The sequence below is a fragment of the Paraburkholderia sp. BCC1885 genome (assembly GCF_900996235.1).
Lineage (GTDB): Bacteria > Pseudomonadota > Gammaproteobacteria > Burkholderiales > Burkholderiaceae > Paraburkholderia.
The window spans coordinates 749,323-769,514 of the sequence record NZ_CAAJGM010000111.1 but is presented as its reverse complement, the minus strand read 5'-3'; the positions used below and the strand labels follow the sequence as shown (position 1 = coordinate 769,514).

Here is a 20,192-nt window from a genome sequence, read left to right as displayed (position 1 = left end):
GACTATTTTGAGTGTGCAGGGAGCATTCCGCCATGCTTCCATCCGTCCATCATCCTCGCTATCGGGCTCTCCGAGCTCATTTGAAAACTTTGCGTAAAAACGCGGGACTTACCCAAGTGCAGTTGGCCGAACGCTTGAAAGTAGGTCAATCGTATTTGTCGAAAATCGAGCGTGGTGAAAGCTATATGGACGTTTTGTTTTATCTCGATTGGTGCAAGGCGTGCGGCATCGATCCAGACAAGGCCGTGGTTATCCTCATGGAAGTAGGCGGATAGATCCGGGGATATGTCTACTCCCAGTCACCGCAGCATCCGACAAGAATGCTGTGGTAACCTCGTTTCCAGTTGGACACCGCGAGGGGACACTTTTCGCCGGAGCCCATACGCTGTAAGGCTTTCGTGGCGAAGAGGCAACCGTGTCCCCGTCTCTCCGCCAGAAATTGCTCAAATAGAAAGCCGTTGAATCTAAAAGTGATTCAACGGCTTTTTGTTTTTCTGGCTCACGAAACGACTATCAAACTCGTCGAGGGCGTGCCGACGAGCGGACAAAGCGCGAAACGCTACCGCGTCACTATATGACCAATGCTTCGCCAACGAGAAGCGGTCAGCCTTTCAGCAAGCACGGCGTCGCTGGGATGAATGGAACCGCCAGACCAGATCGTAAATCGTGCGGCCGTAAGGTCTGGATGCGCAAATTCCCGTATTAATACTTATCGCGGAACGTGGTTGCCGGACAGTTTTTCATGCTGACATACACCCTTCGCATTGGCCAGCACGCGAGGCCTGTCACCTCGCTGCACGAATTGCGCCGATCTCGCGAGAGGGCGCATTGAACGCATCGTCTTCGAGCTGAAATACGCCAACCGTTGCCCGCAGCTTGCCAGCCTGGTCTTCGAGCGATTGGGCAGCGGCCGCCGCTTCTTCAACCAGCGCGGCGTTCTGCTGGGTCACTTCATCCATCTGCGTGACGGCGCGCGCCACTTGATCGAGTCCCGAACTCTGCTCCTCGGAGGCGGCGGCGATTTCGCCCATGATGTTGGTGACGCGCTGCACGGCGGTGATGATCTCGTTCATCGTGCGGCCCGCCTCGTCGACCAGCACTGCGCCGGACTGCACCCGGTTCACCGAGGTATCAATCAGTTCCTTGATTTCCTTCGCCGCCGCCGACGAGCGCTGCGCGAGACCGCGTACCTCTCCGGCCACCACGGCAAAGCCACGGCCTTCTTCGCCGGCGCGGGCGGCTTCAACCGCGGCGTTGAGCGCGAGGATGTTGGTCTGAAAAGCAATGCCCTCGATGATCGCAATGATGTCGGCAATCTTGCTGGAACTCTGATTGATCTCGCCCATGGTGCCGACCACCTGGCCCACGACCGCGTTGCCGCGATTGGCGATCTCGAACGCGCTCCCGGCTAGCGAACTCGCCTGACGGGCATTGTCGGCGTTTTGCTTTACGGTTCCAGTCAGCCGGTCCATGCTCGACGCGGTTTGCTGCAGCGCGGAGGCCTGCTCTTCCGTGCGCGAAGACAGATCCAGGTTGCCTGCTGCGATCTGGCGCGTGGCCGTTGCAATCGATTCGCTGCCGCCGCGCACCGAGCGCACGGTTTCAGTCAGGCTACGTTGCATGCTGGCGATGCCGGAGAGCAGGAGACCCATTTCATCACGCGAGCCCACCGTCACTGTGCGGCGCAGATCGCCCGCGGCGATGGCACTGAAGTGCTCGAGCGCGTCCGCGAGCGGGCGGGTGATCGCGCGACGCAGCGTCAGGTAAGAGAATATCGCGGCCGCGAGGCCGAGCAGGAGTTCCACCAGGCTGAAGAGTCGGAATGTTGCAAAAGCACTTTGCGCGGCACGGTAGCCCTCATGGGCTTCGGTGAACTGGAATTTGCGTAAGGCGTCATCCGACGCTGTCATGTCCTCGTATGCGGCTTGTACCTGTTTCACTCCATCGCCCAGTTTTGCTGTGTCGTTTGCCGCGATGCGGGAAGCGAACGCGTCCAGCGTCTGATGCAGCGCCTGGCGCTTGCCCGCGACATCCTGCGCGAGCCGGTCTTCTTCAGCGCCGCGCGGAAGACCGAGATATTTGTTCCACCACAGGCCGGACGTTGCACGCATCGTGCGTGCGCGTTCGAGTGCTGCGGTGGCGTCTGGCGTTCCACTCAGGACCGCCGCCCGGTCGACCGCAAAGCGCTCTTGTCCGGCAAAAATTTCGGCGTTGGCGATGGCGACCGCGCTCGGCATCTGGGTCGTCAACGTTTCGTTGTATAAAGCGTTCGAACGGCCCATGCCAATCAGGCCGAGCACACTGCTGATCACCAGCAGCGCAGCGAGAAACGCCATCGTCAGGCCGATCCGTGCTTTTATCGTGATGCCTTTACTCAGCATACTTCCCCCGTAACTGTTCCGTCGGACGGTGACTGGATTTGTTTTCGTCGATCCCGGACAGTTGCGCCGCCACGCATCGTGCGGGCTGGCGCAAACCGGCAACCATTAAAAGAAATGGTGCACACCCACGCGGAAAGCGGTCTGGTTGGGCCCGTTCGCCGCTGCCAGAAGTGGCATCGCCGCATTGCCCACGCCGTCCGCGTGCTGGTACGTCACCTGAGCGTAAACGACCGTGCGCTTGGAGAGCGAATACGTGTCCCCCAGACCGACTTCGTCATACCGCGTTTCCCCTAGCCAGGACAGATAACCTCCTAACGTCACGGCATTCGCGAAGTTGGTGCTGTAATCGGCGCCAAGTTCGACCGTGCGCATTCGTGTGGAGTCGGCCGCGCTTGCGAGGTTGACCTGGGTGGCCACGCCATGCAACTGGAGCTTGTCGGTGGCCTTGTAGAAGGCGGACAAGCCTGCGATGTCCTGATGCTGCGCGGTAAACAGCGCGCCCCCGGCAAGCGATTCGCGGAGGAAGCTGCTCTGGCCGAGACCTGTGACGAGATTGATCACGTGGTTTCGCCAGCTGGTATACACGGCGGATGCGCGGAACGGTCCGTGGGAATAGACTACGTCCGCACTGTAGACCCGGCCGGGTTGCGTGCTCGAATCGTCGAAGCCGTACAGGCCCGTGGCGCTGAAGCCGCCAAAGTTCGGCGTGGCGTATTTCACGGAGTTGTTGATCGAGTCGCCGGTAATGCCGAGATTGTCGAGATTGGCAGGGTGGAACAGATAAAAGTTGTATTGGATGCTGCCGTTTGCGTTCACCCGCAGCGCGTCTGCGGCCAGATCCAACTGGCGGCCGAGCGTGAGCGTTCCGTACTGAGGGCTCGAAAGGCCGACCCACGCAAACTGGCTGAAAGCATCGCCGGCAATCGTCCCTTGTCCCGTGTTGGATTTAAAGCCATTTTGCAGGGCGAAGACGGCGCTCAACTGATTGCCGAGGTCTTCGGTGCCGCGAAAACCGTAGAAGTCAGGAACCGCAACAGGGCCTACGGTGGCGGTATGGCTGCCTTGCGCGTTGGTATTGAACGTGACGCCCTCATCGATACTGCCGTACAACGTCATGCTGCTTTGCGCCCATGCCGATGCACAACTCATCGATATGACAAGGATACCTAAATATAATTTTTTCATTTTCGACTGTCTCCGATTTTATTGATCTAGGTGAAACTGTTGGCGACACAGGCCGCCGTCCTGCAAGGGGGATGTGTAGACGGCGCCGGATTGCCGGCGCCGTCTACGAACCTGCCTACCTGGGTTGCGCTATACGTTTTCAGGCAGAGGTTTGCCGTTGGTCTCGGGCAGGAACGGTGTCAGCACGATGCCAATGACGTAGATGAATCCGACGGTCACGGCAGCGTGTCCATATCCGCCGAATCGGGCGATCAGCGTTCCGGCAACCAGCGGCCCGGACCACGCCAGCAGGCGCGGCACGTTGAAGCAGAACGCGATTGCCGTGCCGCGCACGCGGGTCGGATACAGTTCTGGAAGCCATGTCGGCATCCACGTGTACTGCCCGAGGCTGAAGAATCCGGTGACGGCCGAAACCAGCAACAGTAGCCCAATATCGTGTGTCCAAAGGAACAGCACGGGCGTCAGAAGGAACGCCATCAGAAAGAATGCAAACGTGACACGTTTGCGGCCGTATGCATCGGCGAGAAAGCCGAGACCGATATATCCGGCAATCGCCCCCACGTTGTAGGCCATGCCCGCAAAACTGGCCCAACGCGCCGCAGACAGTCCGGCATGAGCCGCAACGGAGCCGATGTACGGCGGCACCCAGGTGGAAATGCCCCACCATCCGAGCGTCGTCGTGAGCGACATGAAGACGGCAATCAGCGTGCGGCGGCGCAGTGCAGGTGCCGAAAACAGATCGACCAATGTGAAGCGGGTCAGTGCTTCTTCGTGGGCCGACAGGCTGCCGCCTTCGCGCTTGCGTGCACGAGTCTGGTTGCGCTCTTCGTTCACGCGCTCCCATTGTTCCGATTCGGGAATGCCTTTGCGCATCCATAGCGTGACCAGCCCCGGCAGCACGCCGAGCAGATACATGTAACGCCATGCGTGGTCGCCGGTCTGGCTCATGAACAGCCAGACGAGAGAGGCGACGAAGAAGCCCATGCCCAATCCGCACTGCATCAGGCCTGCGCCCTTGCCACGGTGGCGATCGGGCCACAACTCGGCGGTCATGGCCGTTCCCGTCGCCCACTCGGAGCCCATTGCTAGGCCGACGACAAAACGCAGCACCGCAAAGGACTCCCAGTTCCATGCAAATGCGCTCAGACCCGTCGTCAATGAATAGGCGAGGATGGCGAGCATCATCATCCGCTTGCGGCCGATGTAGTCGGTCAGCACGCCGCCCACGAGCCCACCTACACCCCAACCCAGCAACGTGAGCGCGATCGTGAGTCCGGCATAGAACGGAATCTGCCCATACATGGCAGGTTGCAGCAACTGACGCAGCGCAACGCCAACGGTCAGGATCAGCGTGTAGGTTTCGTAGCCGTCGAATAGCCAGCCCAGATTGGACGCAAAAAGCGCGCTCCACTGCGCCCTGTTCAGCGAGCGATACCAGACGGGCAAGGTTGCGGCGGCGGCTGGCGGCTCGCCTGTCAGGGACGCGCCTTTGGCCGCTCCTCTCCCCGGGTTACCTGCAGGATGTTGCATTGATTGTCTCCATGGCTTGTTCTGGTCTTTTTGCTTGCCGCCGCTTGCACCGCCCCATCCAGCACTAGGGTTTCGGTGCCAGCAGCGTAACGAGTTCGCGAGCGATGATATCCGGTGTTTCCAGCGGCGTCAGGTGACGCGCGGCAGGAATGACGGTCAGCGACGAACCGTTGATGCCGTCATGTAACGCGCGCGCCATGGCTACCGGCGCCGCGTAGTCTTCTTCGCCCACGATCACGCTGCACGGTGCGCGCACCTTGGACTGCAGCACACGGCCGTCGAACGCGCCGAGCATCCGGCAGGTCGAGGCGAACGCGTGCACTTCGTTGCGCAGAAACGTGTCGACACAGCGCTGCACGATTTCCGGGTGCGCCGCGCGAAAGGCGTCGCTGAACCAGCGCGTGGTCTGAAATTCGACCAAGGGCGCGAGGCCGCCGCTTTCTGCTTTCGCCGCCCGCTCTTCCCAGTTTTGCGGCGCCGCTTCGCCGTACCAGGCGGTCGTGTCGAACAGGCCGACTGCGCGCGTGAGGCGAGGCCATGTGCCAGCAAACTGCAGCGCGACGCAGCCTCCCATCGACGCGCCTGCCACGACCACGTCGTCAAAGCGAAAGGCAGAGACCAGGTCGAACAGATCCCGAGCAAACAGTTCGACGGTATACGGTCCCTCCGGTTTGTCGGACGCACCGTGTCCACGACAGTCGACGGTCAGCACGAGCGCCTTGCCCATCAGGCGCTCCACCACGGGCTGCCAGAAATTGCGGTCCATTCCCAGTGAATGTAGCAGCACCACCCGCGCGTCGCTGTCTACGTCGCCGGCAAGGCTGTAGGCAATCCGCGTACCGTCTCGCACGCGCAGATGGCCTGACTTCATGTCAGACAAAGTGTCCATCTCAAACTCTCTCGTTGAATGAATGATGCAGGTGTCCGGTTTCGCCCTTGCTGCGCCTGGCGTGAGCCCGCTTCAGCCTCATGTGCCAGCGGCACGAATGGGCCTCGTCATGTATGCCCAATCACCCGATGCGGTTCATACGGCGCTTCCAGCAGCGCCACGTCTTCATCGGTGAGCTGGCCGTACAGCGCTGCTACCGCTTGCTCGAGGTGTGGCAACTTCGTTGCGCCGACGATCGGCGCCGTCACACCCTTGTGCAGCAGCCACGCATAGGCCAGCGTCGCATTGCTGACGGCTTTCTGCCGTGCAAGCCTGCTGAGTTCCGCCAGCACGCGCAGGTCGCCCGCGCTGCCATAATATTTCTGCGCCACGTCATCGGTTTGCGCGCGGATGGTTGCGCTGCGCGACGTGTCGGCCGCATCTCTGTTGCCGGCCAGAAAACCGCGCGCAAGCGGGCTCCACGGAATCACCGCCACGCCCTGATCGCGGCAAAGCGGAATCATTTCGCGCTCTTCCTCGCGATACGCCAGGTTGTAATGATTCTGCATGCTGATGAATCGCGTCCAGCCGTGCTCACGCGCAATCTGCTGCGCTTTGGCGAATTGCCACGCAGCCATGCTGCTTGCGCCGAGATAGCGCACCTTGCCGGATTTCACGACGTCGTGCAGCGCCTCCATCGTCTCTTCCAGCGGCGTCTCGGGATCGAGCCGATGAATCTGGTAAAGGTCGATGTAGTCGGTGCCAAGCCGTGCGAGGCTGGCGTCGACCGCGTGCAGAATATGTTTGCGCGAGAGGCCGTCGGCGTTGGGCCGTCTGGCCGGTTTTGCGCCGCCCGCGGCGCCGCCCTTGAAGCCCATCTCGACCGGGTAGAAGACCTTGGTTGCGATCACCGCTTCCTCGCGCCGGCAAAACTCGCGGACAAACTTCCCCGTCAGCTCCTCGGAGCGTCCGGCGGAATACATGTCGGCCGTATCGAAGTAATTGATGCCCAACTCTATGGCGCGCTGCACAAGCGGTCGCGACTGTGCCTCGTCCAGCACCCACGGACGCCATTCCGATGAGCCGAACGACATCATGCCCAGCGCGATTTGCGACACGCTCAGACCGCTATTGCCGAGTTTCGTGTATTTCATTGTCTCCTCACAGGTGCGTCCGTGTGCGGTTTACCGCTGCGTCGATGCGTCAGATCGGATAGATGATCGAGTTGCGGATCCACTCGCTGTCGAATATGCATGCGCGCGATTTGAATTTCAGTCCGTCAGGCGTGCGGCGGATCGAGTCGAGATAGCGGCCCACGTTAAACAGTTCGGAAAACGTGTCTCGTTTCGTTCGGATGACCAGGTAGTTGGTTTCTGCCTGGATTTCATCTCCATTCACCGAGACGATGCGCGGCGCGGACACAATGTGCCGCTGATAGTACGGATCGTGATAGAGCGTTTCCCGCACGCTATACACGCGATCGTTGAGCATGCCGCGACCCTCCAGCCACATGATCGAGAGCGGCAGCTTCGCGTCGAAGTTTTCGCGCGACTGAATCCGGTAATCGCAGTTCTCGACAAAGAAATCCGGCCAGCGTTCGAATTCGCCGGCGTCGAGGCAGGCGGAATACTCACTGTGCAGCGCCACCACGTCCATGAAATCGTTCTGACTCTGCATCGCCTAGATCTCCATCAACTTGCGCCAGTACGCATACATGCCGCGCAGGACGTTCTCGGTAATCGTATGAGTGGAACCGCTCCAGTCCTTGCCGCCTTGCTCGGCGATGGTGGTGCGCGCGCTGTCGCCCTGCTCGTAAGATTCCTGGCAGAACTCCAGCACCTCGCCGTCGTCCGCCGAGACGTAACCGGCGGGGCCGAACATGTTGGCCTGACGTAAGCGGCGCGTCTCCATGTCTTCGTCATCCTCTTCGAAACCGAAGTGGGTCCAGACGAAATCGAAGGCACCCGTACCGCGCGGAATGATTTGGCGCACCGACATGCTGTTCGACTGCTGCTGCACGATCAGGTTGGGGAACAGCGTGAGCATCACCACGGTCGGGCCGTTCCACCACGGCTCCGGCTTGATGTCGACGATGCGGTCGTCGTTCAGCTGCATGTCCTCCTTGAAGCTATGCAGGCCCTCGCTGACCGCGCCTTTGCCGGTGGCCTCGCGGGTCGACTCCATCGCGCCGTGCCGGCCGTGCGCGTCCATCACGATGCGCGACTTCTGGTCGCCGCGAATCAGGCCGAACATCAGGAACCACGTATGCAGCAAGCCGACGTGGTAGGGGTCCTTGATGTTTTCCTGCATCAGCTTCCAGTTGCCTGGAATGCGCTGGCGCGCGTGACCGTGAATCTTCAGCTTGCGGCCGTCGAAGGTGCGGTCGAAATAAGGCAGGATCTCTGGACCCAGGTAGTCTTCGAGCGGTTCGACATCGTGGTCGAACGACGCAAAGATCACGCCATGACGCGTGCCGACTTTCAGCTTGTTCAGACCGTGATTGGCGGTGTTGAAGTCGGCCGGCATACCGCCGCGTACTTCGCCATCCTTTTTCAGGCCACGGCGAAACGGAACGCCTGTCAGGTTGCCCTTGAGGTCATAGGTCCACTGGTGGTAGGGGCAGAGAAATTCCTTGCGGTTGCCGCTGCGTTCCCGGCAAAACGCGGCGCCGCGGTGGGCGCAGATGTTTTCGACGGCGCTGATCGTGCCGTCCTCATTGCGCGCGAGAATGACGGACCGCTCGCCCACCCACGTGCGTTTGAAGTCGCCGGAATTCGGCAGTTCGGCTTCAAGGCCGACGAAATTCCAGTGCTTGCCGTAGAAGATGAGTTCGAGTTCACGCTGATAAACGGATGGGTCCGTGTAGACCCAGAACGGGATGCGGCTCTGTCCTTCGTCCTTCCATTTCGGAACAAACGAAATCGGAACAGGTTCCATGCTCATGCGACGTCTCCTGAGTAGTTCTTGCTGGACACATGATCCGTCAGAGCGGTTCGACGATCCATAAAGGGCCGCGAATGCACGATATAATCCGCAGCAATATCAGGACGATCTGCGATGGAACTTCACGACCTGGACCTCAATCTGTTGCTGGTGTTTGCTGAGCTGGTCCGAGAGAAGAGTGTGTCGAAAGCCGCGCTGAATCTCGGCATGTCGCAGCCCGGCATGAGCAACGCGCTAAACCGGCTGCGCACGCTGCTCGGCGACGATCTGCTGCTGCGCACCGGTCGCGGCATGCAGCCCACGCCTTACGCCGAGCGTCTTGCGGGTCCGTTGAATGAGGCCCTGCGGTTGATCCACGGCGTCGTGAACATGGAGATGGATTTCGATCCGGCTACGAGCGATCGCAGCTTTACGATTGCCATGACGGATATCGGCGAGATCGACTTCCTGCCCAACCTGATGCGCGGGCTTGAGCGCGTCGCGCCGCGCGTTTCGCTGAGCACGGTGCGCAAGGTGGCCTCGAATCTGAAAGACGACCTGGAGACCGGTGCCGTCGATCTGGCGGTCGGCTGGCTGCCGGACCTGAATGCGGGTATTTTCCAGCGGCGCCTGACCTCGAGCCAGTATGTCTGCGTGTTCCGCAAGGGGCATGCACTCGATAAGGGCGTCGTCACGCTGGAGGAGTTTTCCGCCGCCGACCATCTCGTCGTGGTCGCGGCCAGCACAGGCCACATGATGGTCGATCACGACCTCGAGCGCATGGGTGTGCAGCGCAACGTCAAGCTGAAAATCCCGCATTTTGCGGCGGTCGGACATATCCTGAGTGAGACGGAACTGATTGCCACCTTGCCTGGACGGCTCGTCAATCGCAGCATCACGCCGTTCAATCTCGCGTGGGCGCCTGCGCCGATGCGGCTGGAGCCGATTCCGCTGAACGTGTTCTGGTCCGCCAAATATCACCGCGAACCGGCGAACCAGTGGCTGCGCAACATGATGTTCGACACTTTCCGGGAAGGCGACCCGAACGCGCCGCCCGGCGCGACGGTACCCACGCCCTGATCTCCCGAGCGTTGTCCTGCGTTATTCGGTTCGCGAATAACGTCCATTCCTGGCATTGGGTTCCTCCGCTGACCCGTCCCGCCTAAGATCGAAAAAACAGATCTTAAGGCGGGAGACATCATGCAGTTGCTCGTGCAACCACTCGGTAAAACGATTGAATTCCAACCGGGTGCCAATCTGCTGGAGACGTTGCGCCAGGCGGAGGTTCCGGTTTCATACAGTTGCATGGCGGGGCGCTGCGGGACTTGCCGATGCAAGGTAATCGAAGGCTCCGTCGAGGCAACGTCTGCAGTGACACAGGAGAATCCGCATCCGGCCGGCATGAGCGTGCTGGCATGCCAGGCGACGCTGACCGCCGACTGCGCGATCGAAATTCCGGAGCCCGACGAAGTCGTCGTTCATCCCGCCCGCATCGTCAAGGGCACGGTGGTGTCGATCGATGCGCCCGTTAGTGACGTTCGCATTGTCAGGATGAGTCTGAACCGTCCGCTGTCGTTTTCACCCGGCCAGTATGCGAACGTGCAGTTCATGCCAGGCCGGGAAAGACCTTACTCGATGGCGGGCGTCGACACCGACGCGCTGATCGAATTCCACATTCGTGTCGTGCCAGGCGGCGCGGTTAGCGGACACGTCGCGACGCAGTTGAAGTGCGGCGACACCGCGCGCATCAGCGGGCCGCTCGGCACATCGTACCTGCGACGGCAGCACGATGGCCCCGTCATCTGCGTCGCGGGCGGGACGGGCCTCGCGCCGGTTCTGTCCATCGTGCGCGCCCTGCTTGAGGGCGGTGACCGTCGTGCTATCCATCTCTACTTCGGCGTGCGATCGGAAGCGGACGTGTATGGCGCGGGCACGCTTTCCGAACTTGCCGAACGCTTCCCGAACCTGGCGGTGCATACGGTCATCGCGACTGGTCCCGCACGTGATAGACATCGCGCAGGTCTCGTGACCGACGCACTCGATTCCGACTGGGGCACGCTCGACGGTTTTCGTGCCTACGTATGCGGCTCGCCGCCCATGGTGGATGCGGTGCGCCAGACGCTGATCGCGAAGGGCCTCGGTTACGAACACGTCTACGCGGATGCGTTTTTTTCACAGCCCGAGACAGCACCCCTGCCGGCCTGAACGACTATCAAGAGGATTGCTAAATGAGCGAAGGATGGATGGACGTTGCCGCCCAGGCGGACTTGCCCGCGGACGATGTAATTGCCGTACGCGCGGGAAACCGCGAGATCGCACTCTATGCGGTTGATGGCGAAGTATTTGCCACAGACAACATCTGCACGCATGGACACGCCAGGCTTTGCGACGGCTTCCTCGAAGGAACGGAAATCGAGTGCCCGCTCCATCAAGGGCGTTTCGACATCCGTACCGGCAAGGCGCTGTGCAGTCCGCTTACCGAAGACGTGCGGTCGTTTCCGGTGCGGATCGTCGATAACCGCGTATGGGTGCAGGTCGAGTAGGCGGCGACAAGAAAAGAACCAGGAGACAAGGTGGAACTCAACCTGAAGGATAAAGTGGCAATCGTCACCGGCGCGAATCGCGGCATTGGCGCGGGCGTGGCCCAGCAACTGGCACTTGAGGGGATGAATGTCGCACTGGTGGCGCGCGACGCAGAAAAGCTCGGCCAGACAGCGGACAGCATCCGGCAAAGCACGGGTCGCGAAGTGATCACGCTGCCGTGTGACCTGAGAGTGCCCGAAGCGGCGACGGCGGTCGTCGAGCAGACATTCAACGCGTTTGGGCGGATCGATCTTCTGGTCAACAACGCCGGTGCTACACGCCGGGCCGACTTCTTCGATCTGACCGACGAGGACTGGCAGGACGGCCTCGCGCTCAAGCTGCACGGATATGTGCGGATGACGCGCGCCGTGTGGCCGCGGCTCGTCGAAGTGCAGGGCACGATTGTCAACATCGTCGGCATCGGCGCGTGGACGGGCGTCGGCGAATTTACCATCGGCGGCGTCGTCAATGCCGCGCTGATGAATTTCACCAAGGCGATGGCCGATATCGGCAAGCGCGACGGCGTGCGCGTCTGTGCTGTCAATCCCGGCAGAATCCAGACCGACCGGTTGACACGCAACATCCAGCGCATCGCAGAGGCGTCTTCGCTCGACACAGAAGAAGCCACCGTGCTTCTTTTGAAGGAATGCGGGATCAAGCGGTTTGGCACGCCGGACGAAATCGGTCACGCCGTGGCATTTCTCGCGTCCGGCGCCGCTACGTTCGCACAGGGCGCGATTCTCGACGTCGACGGCGGCGAGACCCGGGCAATATAAGTCGCAGTACTGAAATTGCCGTGCGGCTTCAGGCGCGGGTTTAATTGAGCGCGCTTTGAAACGCGCTTTGAAGTACATCAAGCGGCGAAATCTCCATTCTGAATCGAGCACATCTTATGACCGATCACCTGACGCGCGCGGACGAAACAGTGGTCCGCGCGCTCGCACCGACAGGCACACTGCGCGTCGCAATCAACGTCGGGAATCCGATTCTTGCGAATCGTGACACGGCCACCCGTGAACCATACGGTGTATCCATCGATCTCGCGACGGCGTTCGCGCGGATGCTCGGCGTCCCGTTCGATCTGCGCGTGTTCGAATCCGCTGGCGAGTCGGTGGCGGCGGTCACCGCAGACGAAGCGGATATCGGCTTTTTTGCCATCGATCCACTGCGCGGCGAGGGAATCTCCTTTACGGCGGCCTATGTGCTGATTGAAGGCTGCTACATGGTCCGCCATGACTCGCCCATTCTTGAGAACGCGGAGGTTGACCAGCCACATAACCGTGTAGCAGTTGGCAAAGGAAGCGCGTATGACCTGTTCCTCTCGCGTGAACTGAAGCACGCGCAGATCGTGCGGGCATCCACTTCGCCAGCGGTGATCCAGGTTTTTGTCGAGCAAGGGCTGGAGGTCGCGGCGGGTGTCAGGCAACAACTCGAGGCCGACGCGCGCAGCACGCCGGGACTGCGATTGCTCGGTGAGCGCTTCATGGTCATCCAGCAGGCAATGGGCACGCCCAAAAGCCGGGGCGACGCAGCCGCTGCCACGTTGCGCGCGTTTGTCGAGGCCATGAAATCGTCAGGCTTCGTGGCGGACGCCTTGGCGCGTCACGGGATTGTTGGAGCAACGGTGGCGCCTGCTGCCTGACACTCAGGGCCGTCCTGCCAAACCATCCAGACGCGACCGCAATACTGCCTGCTTCGGCCGCCAGCGTTGCAACGACGATTTGAACGGCGCTTCGCGAACTTGCTGGGCGCCAGTTCAGGGCTCCACGCTTTTTATTCAACGCATTTGAACGAAGCCACAAGGTTCACGTCGCCGCTCTCGTACCTCGGCCACTTGGGGAAATCACACAGCGGTCAGGCGGTTTCGGCGCAGGCACAAGTCATGCGGGCCTACGGTTGAGAGTAAGTCAGTCCATGTCAACGGAGGGAATGATGAACACCCATACAGGAAAGTCTCACGACGACAAGGTCGCGGTACGGCAGGAAAAAAAGCAGAAGGCGCATGAACAATCTGGGGGCGATATGGCCGTTCCAGGGTCGGAATCCGATAAGCAGCACAGCAGCGGCGAGCTGTCAGACGAAGGCAAACAAGTTTGGCGTAAAGGTGCAGGAATCGATGGCGGCGGAAAGGTTTGAGAAAGTTTCATACAACGACGGTGCCTCGCCGAAGCCGCCACTACGCCCGCCGATTGCGATGGACGTTGTCCGCTTCCTTGCGCAAGTGGCCGGGAAGGTCCATGGTCGGCAAATGGGCCCCGGCGAACGAGGCGCGTGGCTCAAAGAATTACGGCGGAACCGCTCCAAAACGATCGATGCACCGTCATGGCTCTGGAGTAGCGTTGTGGAGCTCGTCGCAAGCCACGAAAGCGCCTACCTGGAACACTGCCGGCGGCATCCACTCGCTGCGGCCTAGATCATTCGTGTCCCGCTCTCCAGCCTCGCTATCGACGGCCACAGGAGTTGAATTCAATCGGCATCAGTATTCGCCTGGTATGGCGCTACGGGGCGGCATGGTGCTTGCGCGTCAGTAGTACCGGCGCTAATACCCCGGTCCGCGCGCGGCGGCTTGCGAGTTTGTCTGTCAGCAGCTGCGCTCCTTCCTGAAGATGGAGCGAAAGATGAAAGCGTTATGCTGGCATGGCAAAAAGGACATCCGTTACGACACCGTTGCCGATCCGCAGATTGAGCATCCACGTGATGCGGTGATTAAAGTCTCGAGTTGCGCAATCTGCGGCTCCGATCTGCATCTCTTTGACGGCTTCATGCCGACCATGGAATCCGGCGATGTAATGGGCCACGAGTTCATGGGCGAGGTCGTCGAAGTGGGAGCGGACAACAAGAAACTCAAAGTGGGCGACCGGGTGGTCGTACCATTTACGATTGCGTGTGGTGAGTGCGACCAATGCAAACGCGGCTTCTTTTCGGTGTGCGAGCGTTCGAACCGCAACAAGGAAAAGGCGGACAAGGTATTCGGCCACTCCACGGCGGGCCTGTTCGGATACTCGCATCTGACCGGTGGATACCCTGGCGGGCAGGCAGAATATGTACGCGTGCCGTTCGCGGATTTCACACCGGTGAAAGTGCCCGAAGGACTCACGGATGAACAGGTGCTGTTTCTCGGCGACATCTTTCCCACCGGATGGCAGGCGGCCGTGCAATGCGACATTCAGCCCACGGATACCGTTGCGATCTGGGGCGCGGGCCCGGTTGGCCAGTTTGCTATTCGCAGTGCGATATTGCTGGGTGCAAAACAGATCGTGGTGATAGACCGCGTGCCGGAGCGGCTTGCAATGGCAAGCGCGGCGGGTGCAATCACCATCAACTTCGAAAATGAGAGCGTGATAGAGCGGCTTAATGAGCTCACGCAAGGAAAGGGACCGGAAAAGTGTATCGACGCGGTAGGAATGGAGTCTCACGCGACGCGCTCAATCGACGCGATGTACGATCGGGCGAAGCAGGCTGTGATGCTCGAGACCGACCGTCCCCATGTCTTGCGCGAAATGATCTATGTCTGCAGGCCCGCGGGAACGCTGTCCATTCCCGGTGTTTACGGCGGCCTGATCGACAAGATTCCGTTTGGCGCGGCGATGAACAAAGGCCTCACATTTAGAATGGGCCAAACGCACGTCAACCGATGGACCGACGACCTGCTGCGCCGTATCGTCGAGGGGCAGATCGATCCGTCCTTTGTGATTACGCATACCGTGCCGCTAGAACAGGGGCCGGAAATGTACAAAACCTTCCGCGACAAGGAGGACGGCTGCATCAAGGTTGTGCTAAAGCCGTAAGTCCGCTGTCGATTCTGATGCGATCGGGGCCGCTCGTAGCGAAAGCGGCCCCGGATATCATCTTTCCTTTGCGGCAGTGTCTGCTTTATGTTGCGCGCAGCGCCGCTGCGGGGCATCGCGGAGGCCGCTGTGAACCAGTCAGTCAAATGCCACCGCGATGGAGATTCCCCGCTAGGTTTCCTATTTTTTGGCCGGCCCGTTATTCGCTGACGCCTTTCTTGCTGGCAAGTTGCTGTGCCATCGCGTAATGCTCCTTGATCGTTGGCAATGCTTTCTGTGCGGCTTTCTTCAAGCTGGCGTTCTGGCCGTCAGATACCTCTTTTTCGAAAGCAGCGATTGCCTGCTTGTGGCCATCGACGCCAACCTTTGCGATATACGCTTTGTCGAAGTCAGGGCCCTTAAGCGGTCTCAATGAATCAAGTACTGCGGTATCCGAATTGTCTTTGGGCACTTCGACGCCGTGGGGCGCTGCCATTTTCAACTGAGCGCTCAGCTTCGTATGGTCGATCATCATGTGACGGGCGAAGGATTTCACGTCCTTATCGCTGGAATTGCTCATGGCCAATTTCGATGCATCGATTTCCGTCGATGAGGACATGGATGCGGCCTGTACAAAATCCCTGTCGGCTGTCGGTAATGGGTTGGCCGCGGTCGTCGACGCCGCCTCGGTTTGTGCAAATGCCCCGCTTGGAATGAAGCAGGTGCCGGAGACAAGGGCGCCAATGATCGAGATATTCCGTAGATTGTGTTTCATCGCTGATTCCTCATTACGTGTGGAGTGGACGGTCGCAAGTGCATTTGTGTTGACTCACGGATGCACTGCGCAACGCGCGTGCCATCAAACGCAGCCGTCGGCCGGATGCGCCGCACTCAACGCACGAGTCATTGATTGTCCAAAAACCAAAACCGTTTCACGGCGGCTGCCGGTTGGTCGGTGACGCAATTCGAAGCCGCTCTGCCGACATGCGGCAGAGAGATGCGGGTCGTGCAGTCATAAGGAAAGCGAAATAAATACGAAAAATCGACGCAAACGATAGGTGAATACCCTGCGAAGAACGTCGCGGAACGGCGCTTGCGTCGAGTCATTCGGAACCGCGCGCTTCACTTATAAAAACTGGCTTTCGCTCTATCGACGATGAGGAGTGGCGCATCCATCACTTATGGAGATCTCTATGTCGGACAGAACAGGTACAGCGAGTGCGGCGAACCACGTCGCGACCTCGGAACAGCCGAGGAATGGGGAAAATGAGGACAGAGGCATGTCGGACCAAGAAGCGCGGACAGCGTTGGATCAAGGTGACAACCAGAAGATCGATAAGGTTCTTGATGAAGTCGACGTGTCGACAACTGAATCGGGGGAAGACCAGACTGCTAAGCCCGACACCGAAGGGTCAAACTCATCGAGCAAGAACATTGACGAGCAGCGCGGCCGGTAACAGGTTCTAGCGCGCATGGCGCCCGACCGGACGGCGGCGGGATGGTTGTTGTGGCAACCACCTTGGCGCGTAACGTCTTTTAATGCATCACCGGTTGCAATCCAACCGTACAAAGGAGCAGATCATCATGGAAGCTAAAGTTGGCACAACGGATGAAAATTCCACCTCGCGGGACGCATTGGCCTTTCTCGAGGCGGAACATCGCGCGGTCGAAAAGCTGTTTACGGCTTTCAGGAAGGCTGAAGACGCCGATCTTGAAAGGAAGGCGGCTCTTGCACAGCGCGCCTGCGAAGAGTTGTCCATTCACGCGATCCTCGAAGAGGAAATTCTCTATCCGGCCGCACAGCAGGCATTGCCCGATAGCGATAAGGTCGACGTCGACGAAGCATATGTTGAGCACTTTCTCGTCAAGACGTTGATCGCGAAATTTGAAACGCTGAAAGCCGGCGACAAAGGATTCGATGCGACTTTCAAGGTAATGAGCGAGATGGTAGAGCATCACGTGGAAGAAGAGGAGCAGGAACTTTTTCCAGAATTGCGCAAATCAAAATGTGATCTTCAGAGGTTGGGCGCCAGGCTGGCCACGCGCAAGGCAGAGCTACAAAGCAAACTGGACGCGGTCGGTAGCCGATCGGTGGGCGACAAGACCGGGATGCTTTATTAAATCTGGCGATGAGATAAGCACGCGTTCAGACCACCGGTGCCGCAAGGCGCTGGTGCCGTGCCATTGGAGAGGCTTGGGCGGCGGCACACAGAATTCGGAAGGCCGACCCTGAAACTCGATCATTGACTCCGCCGCCACGAAAAGAAGCCGCTGCTCGCTCTGCTTTATCGAACACGGTCGGGTCAATAGCGACTCTGGGTTCTGGCGATATCCGGATCACCAATGCGCGAGCGAGAGGCGACGATGGCAAGAATGACAGACAGGTCGGCGGGTTTTGCGAAGTGATGATCAAAACCGGCCTTCAGGGAGTCAGCTCTTTCGGACGGTGACCACAACCCGGATACCGCCAACAGTAAGGGTGCGGACGGGCGCGCGAAACGCCGGATTTCGCGGGCCACCGCTCTACCGTCGAGCCTGGGCATCTGAATGTCGAGAATAACGAGTGCCGGAAACCATCGGCTGTATTCGGTCAACGCGTCGGCTCCGTCTTGTGCGGCCCTGACGTCGTAACCATGAAGTTCGAAGTACTGAACGTATGCGGCGAGCAAATTAGGATCGTCATCCGCGACGAGTAGGTGGTGAGTGTGGATGGGGAGCATCACGGTTTCTCCAGGCGGTCCTTCATTTCATCGCAATCGGTGGGCCCGCCCGGATATAACGATATTTTCCGCGTACCATGGAAGGCAGAGATATCCGGCGCTCGGATTTTTGCCAATTATCAGAGGGCCACATGCGGCTGGCTGACTTCATCTTGCGAAACATGGAAGCGATCGTGGCGCAATGGGAGACGTTTGCCAGCTCGCTATTGCCGGCGGCAGCGAACATGAATTCTCCGGCTTTACGCGACCACGCACAGCAGATACTGGAGGCGATAGCAAAGGATATCTCGGCCGCGCAGACGAGGGACGCACAAATTGAAAAGTCGCAGGGGCGCGCCCCAAGCCCGATAGATGCGCCGGAGACTGCTGCGCAGACGCACGCGATCCTGCGGGCGCGAAGCGGCTTCGACGTCCGGCAGGTAGTAGCCGAATACCGGGCACTGCGCGCCAGCGTCATTCGTCTATGGATGGATGAATGCCCACATGACGCGCTGAGCATGGACGACGCGATCAGACTCAACGAGGCGGTCGATCAGGCGCTTGCGGAATCGCTCGACCATTTCAGCGCTCAGGTGGAACAGTCGCGCAACCTGCTGCTTGGGATGCTCGGGCATGACATGCGCAGTCCACTTCAAGCCATCCAGATAACGGCTTCGCATCTTGCCGCATTGAACGCCGGCGAGAGCGTGACAAGCGCCGCCGGTCGGCTTATCAGAAGTGGCGCCCGCATGCAGTCGCTGCTGGACGATCTATGCGACTTCAACCGGACGAAGCTGGGTCTGGGCATCAACATCGCTCCGACCCGCGTCGACCTGGCCGTCGTATTCGGTGACGAACTGGACCAGCTTCGCACGATCCATCCCGATCGCCAGATTGAGCTGCACGTGCGGGGAAATAATGATGGAGTCTGGGACGGCCCACGTCTGCAGCAATTGCTTGGAAACCTCGTCTTGAACGCAGTCAAATACGGGGCGCCGAACACGCCGGTTTGGGTGATGGTGAGCGGTCAGAAAGATGACGTGCGTATCGTCGTTGCGAATAGAGGGCCGGCAATTGAAACGTCAGCTCTGGAACAGATGTTCGAACCCCTGAAGCGCGGCGCGAGTCAGAGCGAAGGATATGAGGAGGACCGGCACCTCGGTCTGGGTCTGTATATCGTGCGTGAAATTGCGCGGGCGCATGGAGGCGAAATCGAAGTGCGGTCCGAACAGGGTGAAACCAAATTTGAGGTACGACTGCCGCGTAGCTGTTGATTGGCTGCGCCGTCTTTCGAAGCCACGGACACTACTCCGCTAAATATAGGCTCCGCTTCTGCGTGTTCGCGATCAGATCCTGCATCATGTTTAACTCGGTGGTCTGGAGGCGGTCCAGACTCAGCAGCAGCCAACGGCAAAACTGCTGTGCAATCGAATGATGGCGATTGCAAACTGCGGTCTGCGCCATCTGGGTGACAAGCGCTTGCGTGCAACTTAGAAGCAGCCGCTGCAAGTAGCCGCCGCGCGCAAATTCCTTAATGGCATTGAGCGCTAAGGCGATACGCTTCTGCCGCGCTTTGCACGACTGCGCGGTTGGATGTCGTGTCGCCGCCCGAAAAGAGCATGACGCCGAGAACGCCATAATCACCAAACGGACATTCCAATAACCGTCTACCGACCCGCTGCGAATGACGGTTAAACTACATACCCCATCTTCATGTGCCAGGAGACTTCTATGAGCAAGCGTACCCTTGTATCGACTGCCGCCACGTTGCTGTGCGCGGGCGCCCTGACGAGCTTGACCGCCGTCCCGGCCCAGGCAGCCGGCGCACCGGTGAAATGCCATCTGACTTTCAGCATGGCCGGGTGGTCAGCGATTTATCAGCACGCTGAAGGCCACGGCAGAGTCACTTGCGATAACGGGCAACGGGCCGCTGTCACGATCAGCGTGCACGGAGGCGGTTTGACGGCAGGCAAGTTTCACGTCAGCGGCCACGGCGATATCAGCAACGTCTATAGCATTAGAGATGTGTACGGCAGTTATGCGCAGGCCGGTGCTTCGGCCGGCGTGGGAAATAGCGGCACTGCCCAGGTACTGACCAAGGGAACGACGTCGATGGCGTTAAGCGGCAGCGGTGAAGGCTTGAATCTCGGCGTAGCGGTGGATGCTTTCAAGATCGAACCGGTTCACTAAGACACCAAAGATGCTCTGATGATGTATTCGCTAACCGGGCGCCGCCGCTGTGGCGCCCGGCTAAGGT

The 20,192-nt window shown here is 59.7% G+C and carries 21 protein-coding genes and 1 pseudogene; 12 read left to right on the top strand and 10 right to left on the bottom strand.

Annotated elements, in window-relative coordinates; translation table 11 throughout:
- Positions 1-32: 32 nt before the first annotated feature.
- Entirely contained in the window at positions 33-275 is a 243-nt protein-coding gene (locus FQ755_RS12330) for a helix-turn-helix domain-containing protein (RefSeq protein ID WP_144154408.1), read from the top strand.
- 510 nt (positions 276-785) lie between these two features.
- Here FQ755_RS12330 and FQ755_RS12325 read toward each other — a convergent pair.
- From FQ755_RS12325 to FQ755_RS12295, 7 genes are all read right to left on the bottom strand, one after another.
- On the bottom strand, positions 786-2,381 hold the full coding sequence (locus FQ755_RS12325; protein ID WP_144154407.1) for a methyl-accepting chemotaxis protein: 1,596 nt from the start codon (positions 2,379-2,381) through the stop codon (positions 786-788).
- Positions 2,382-2,486: 105 nt separating this feature from the next.
- Positions 2,487-3,530, bottom strand: a complete 1,044-nt coding sequence (locus tag FQ755_RS12320) for a porin (RefSeq protein ID WP_260858547.1) — start codon at positions 3,528-3,530, stop codon at positions 2,487-2,489.
- Between the two features lie 165 nt (positions 3,531-3,695).
- Positions 3,696-5,096: an MFS transporter gene (locus FQ755_RS12315; RefSeq protein ID WP_144154403.1), complete on the bottom strand. Its 1,401-nt coding sequence runs from the start codon at positions 5,094-5,096 to the stop codon at positions 3,696-3,698.
- 64 nt (positions 5,097-5,160) lie between these two features.
- Positions 5,161-5,985, bottom strand: a complete 825-nt coding sequence (locus tag FQ755_RS12310; RefSeq protein ID WP_144154401.1) for an alpha/beta fold hydrolase — start codon at positions 5,983-5,985, stop codon at positions 5,161-5,163.
- A gap of 107 nt (positions 5,986-6,092) precedes the next feature.
- Complete coding sequence (locus tag FQ755_RS12305) at positions 6,093-7,118, bottom strand: aldo/keto reductase (protein ID WP_144154399.1); 1,026 nt, start codon at positions 7,116-7,118, stop codon at positions 6,093-6,095.
- Between the two features lie 49 nt (positions 7,119-7,167).
- The gene (locus FQ755_RS12300) at positions 7,168-7,641 is read right to left on the bottom strand and encodes an aromatic-ring-hydroxylating dioxygenase subunit beta (protein ID WP_144154397.1); all 474 of its coding nucleotides are present in this window, start codon (positions 7,639-7,641) and stop codon (positions 7,168-7,170) included.
- A 3-nt stretch (positions 7,642-7,644) separates the two neighbouring features.
- Complete coding sequence (locus FQ755_RS12295; protein ID WP_409937417.1) at positions 7,645-8,907, bottom strand: aromatic ring-hydroxylating oxygenase subunit alpha; 1,263 nt, start codon at positions 8,905-8,907, stop codon at positions 7,645-7,647.
- Positions 8,908-9,021: 114 nt separating this feature from the next.
- Here FQ755_RS12295 and FQ755_RS12290 point away from each other — a divergent pair, with 114 nt between their 5' ends.
- The 7 genes from FQ755_RS12290 (at position 9,022) to FQ755_RS12255 (ending at position 15,257) form a co-directional block, all read left to right on the top strand.
- Positions 9,022-9,966 (top strand): LysR family transcriptional regulator, encoded by a 945-nt coding sequence (locus FQ755_RS12290; protein WP_144154395.1) that lies wholly within the window; start codon positions 9,022-9,024, stop codon positions 9,964-9,966.
- A gap of 120 nt (positions 9,967-10,086) precedes the next feature.
- Positions 10,087-11,091, top strand: coding sequence for a 2Fe-2S iron-sulfur cluster-binding protein (locus tag FQ755_RS12285; RefSeq protein WP_144154393.1), 1,005 nt, complete (start codon positions 10,087-10,089; stop codon positions 11,089-11,091).
- A gap of 23 nt (positions 11,092-11,114) precedes the next feature.
- Positions 11,115-11,429, top strand: a complete 315-nt coding sequence (locus tag FQ755_RS12280; RefSeq protein ID WP_144154391.1) for a non-heme iron oxygenase ferredoxin subunit — start codon at positions 11,115-11,117, stop codon at positions 11,427-11,429.
- A 30-nt stretch (positions 11,430-11,459) separates the two neighbouring features.
- Positions 11,460-12,245 (top strand): SDR family oxidoreductase, encoded by a 786-nt coding sequence (locus FQ755_RS12275; protein WP_144154389.1) that lies wholly within the window; start codon positions 11,460-11,462, stop codon positions 12,243-12,245.
- A 116-nt stretch (positions 12,246-12,361) separates the two neighbouring features.
- Complete coding sequence (locus tag FQ755_RS12270; RefSeq protein WP_144154387.1) at positions 12,362-13,111, top strand: ABC transporter substrate-binding protein; 750 nt, start codon at positions 12,362-12,364, stop codon at positions 13,109-13,111.
- Positions 13,112-13,401: 290 nt separating this feature from the next.
- Positions 13,402-13,605 (top strand): hypothetical protein, encoded by a 204-nt coding sequence (locus FQ755_RS12265; protein WP_409937453.1) that lies wholly within the window; start codon positions 13,402-13,404, stop codon positions 13,603-13,605.
- Between the two features lie 482 nt (positions 13,606-14,087).
- Entirely contained in the window at positions 14,088-15,257 is a 1,170-nt protein-coding gene (locus FQ755_RS12255) for a zinc-dependent alcohol dehydrogenase (protein ID WP_144154704.1), read from the top strand.
- A 199-nt stretch (positions 15,258-15,456) separates the two neighbouring features.
- On the opposite strand, the gene FQ755_RS12250 is transcribed toward FQ755_RS12255, so the two are convergent.
- Positions 15,457-16,011: a DUF4142 domain-containing protein gene (locus tag FQ755_RS12250; protein ID WP_144154383.1), complete on the bottom strand. Its 555-nt coding sequence runs from the start codon at positions 16,009-16,011 to the stop codon at positions 15,457-15,459.
- Positions 16,012-16,516: 505 nt separating this feature from the next.
- Between FQ755_RS12250 and FQ755_RS37295 the strand changes: the two genes are divergently transcribed.
- Together FQ755_RS37295 and FQ755_RS12245 are read left to right on the top strand one after the other, a co-directional pair.
- On the top strand, positions 16,517-16,693 hold the full coding sequence (locus FQ755_RS37295; protein WP_186308499.1) for a hypothetical protein: 177 nt from the start codon (positions 16,517-16,519) through the stop codon (positions 16,691-16,693).
- A gap of 127 nt (positions 16,694-16,820) precedes the next feature.
- Positions 16,821-17,357 carry a hemerythrin domain-containing protein gene (locus FQ755_RS12245; RefSeq protein ID WP_144154381.1) on the top strand — a complete coding sequence of 179 codons (537 nt, stop codon included), beginning with the start codon at positions 16,821-16,823 and terminating at the stop codon, positions 17,355-17,357.
- Between the two features lie 182 nt (positions 17,358-17,539).
- Here the strand turns inward: FQ755_RS12245 and FQ755_RS12240 are convergent, their stop codons facing one another.
- Complete coding sequence (locus FQ755_RS12240) at positions 17,540-17,956, bottom strand: response regulator (protein WP_144154702.1); 417 nt, start codon at positions 17,954-17,956, stop codon at positions 17,540-17,542.
- Positions 17,957-18,087: 131 nt separating this feature from the next.
- On the opposite strand from FQ755_RS12240, the gene FQ755_RS12235 reads away from it, so the two are divergent.
- Positions 18,088-19,209: a sensor histidine kinase gene (locus tag FQ755_RS12235; protein WP_144154700.1), complete on the top strand. Its 1,122-nt coding sequence runs from the start codon at positions 18,088-18,090 to the stop codon at positions 19,207-19,209.
- A gap of 64 nt (positions 19,210-19,273) precedes the next feature.
- Here the strand turns inward: FQ755_RS12235 and FQ755_RS12230 are convergent.
- Positions 19,274-19,580: pseudogene (locus FQ755_RS12230) on the bottom strand (Crp/Fnr family transcriptional regulator); the annotation flags it as partial.
- 86 nt (positions 19,581-19,666) lie between these two features.
- Between FQ755_RS12230 and FQ755_RS12225 the strand changes: the two are divergent.
- Entirely contained in the window at positions 19,667-20,125 is a 459-nt protein-coding gene (locus FQ755_RS12225; protein ID WP_144154379.1) for a hypothetical protein, read from the top strand.
- Positions 20,126-20,192 lie beyond the last annotated feature (67 nt).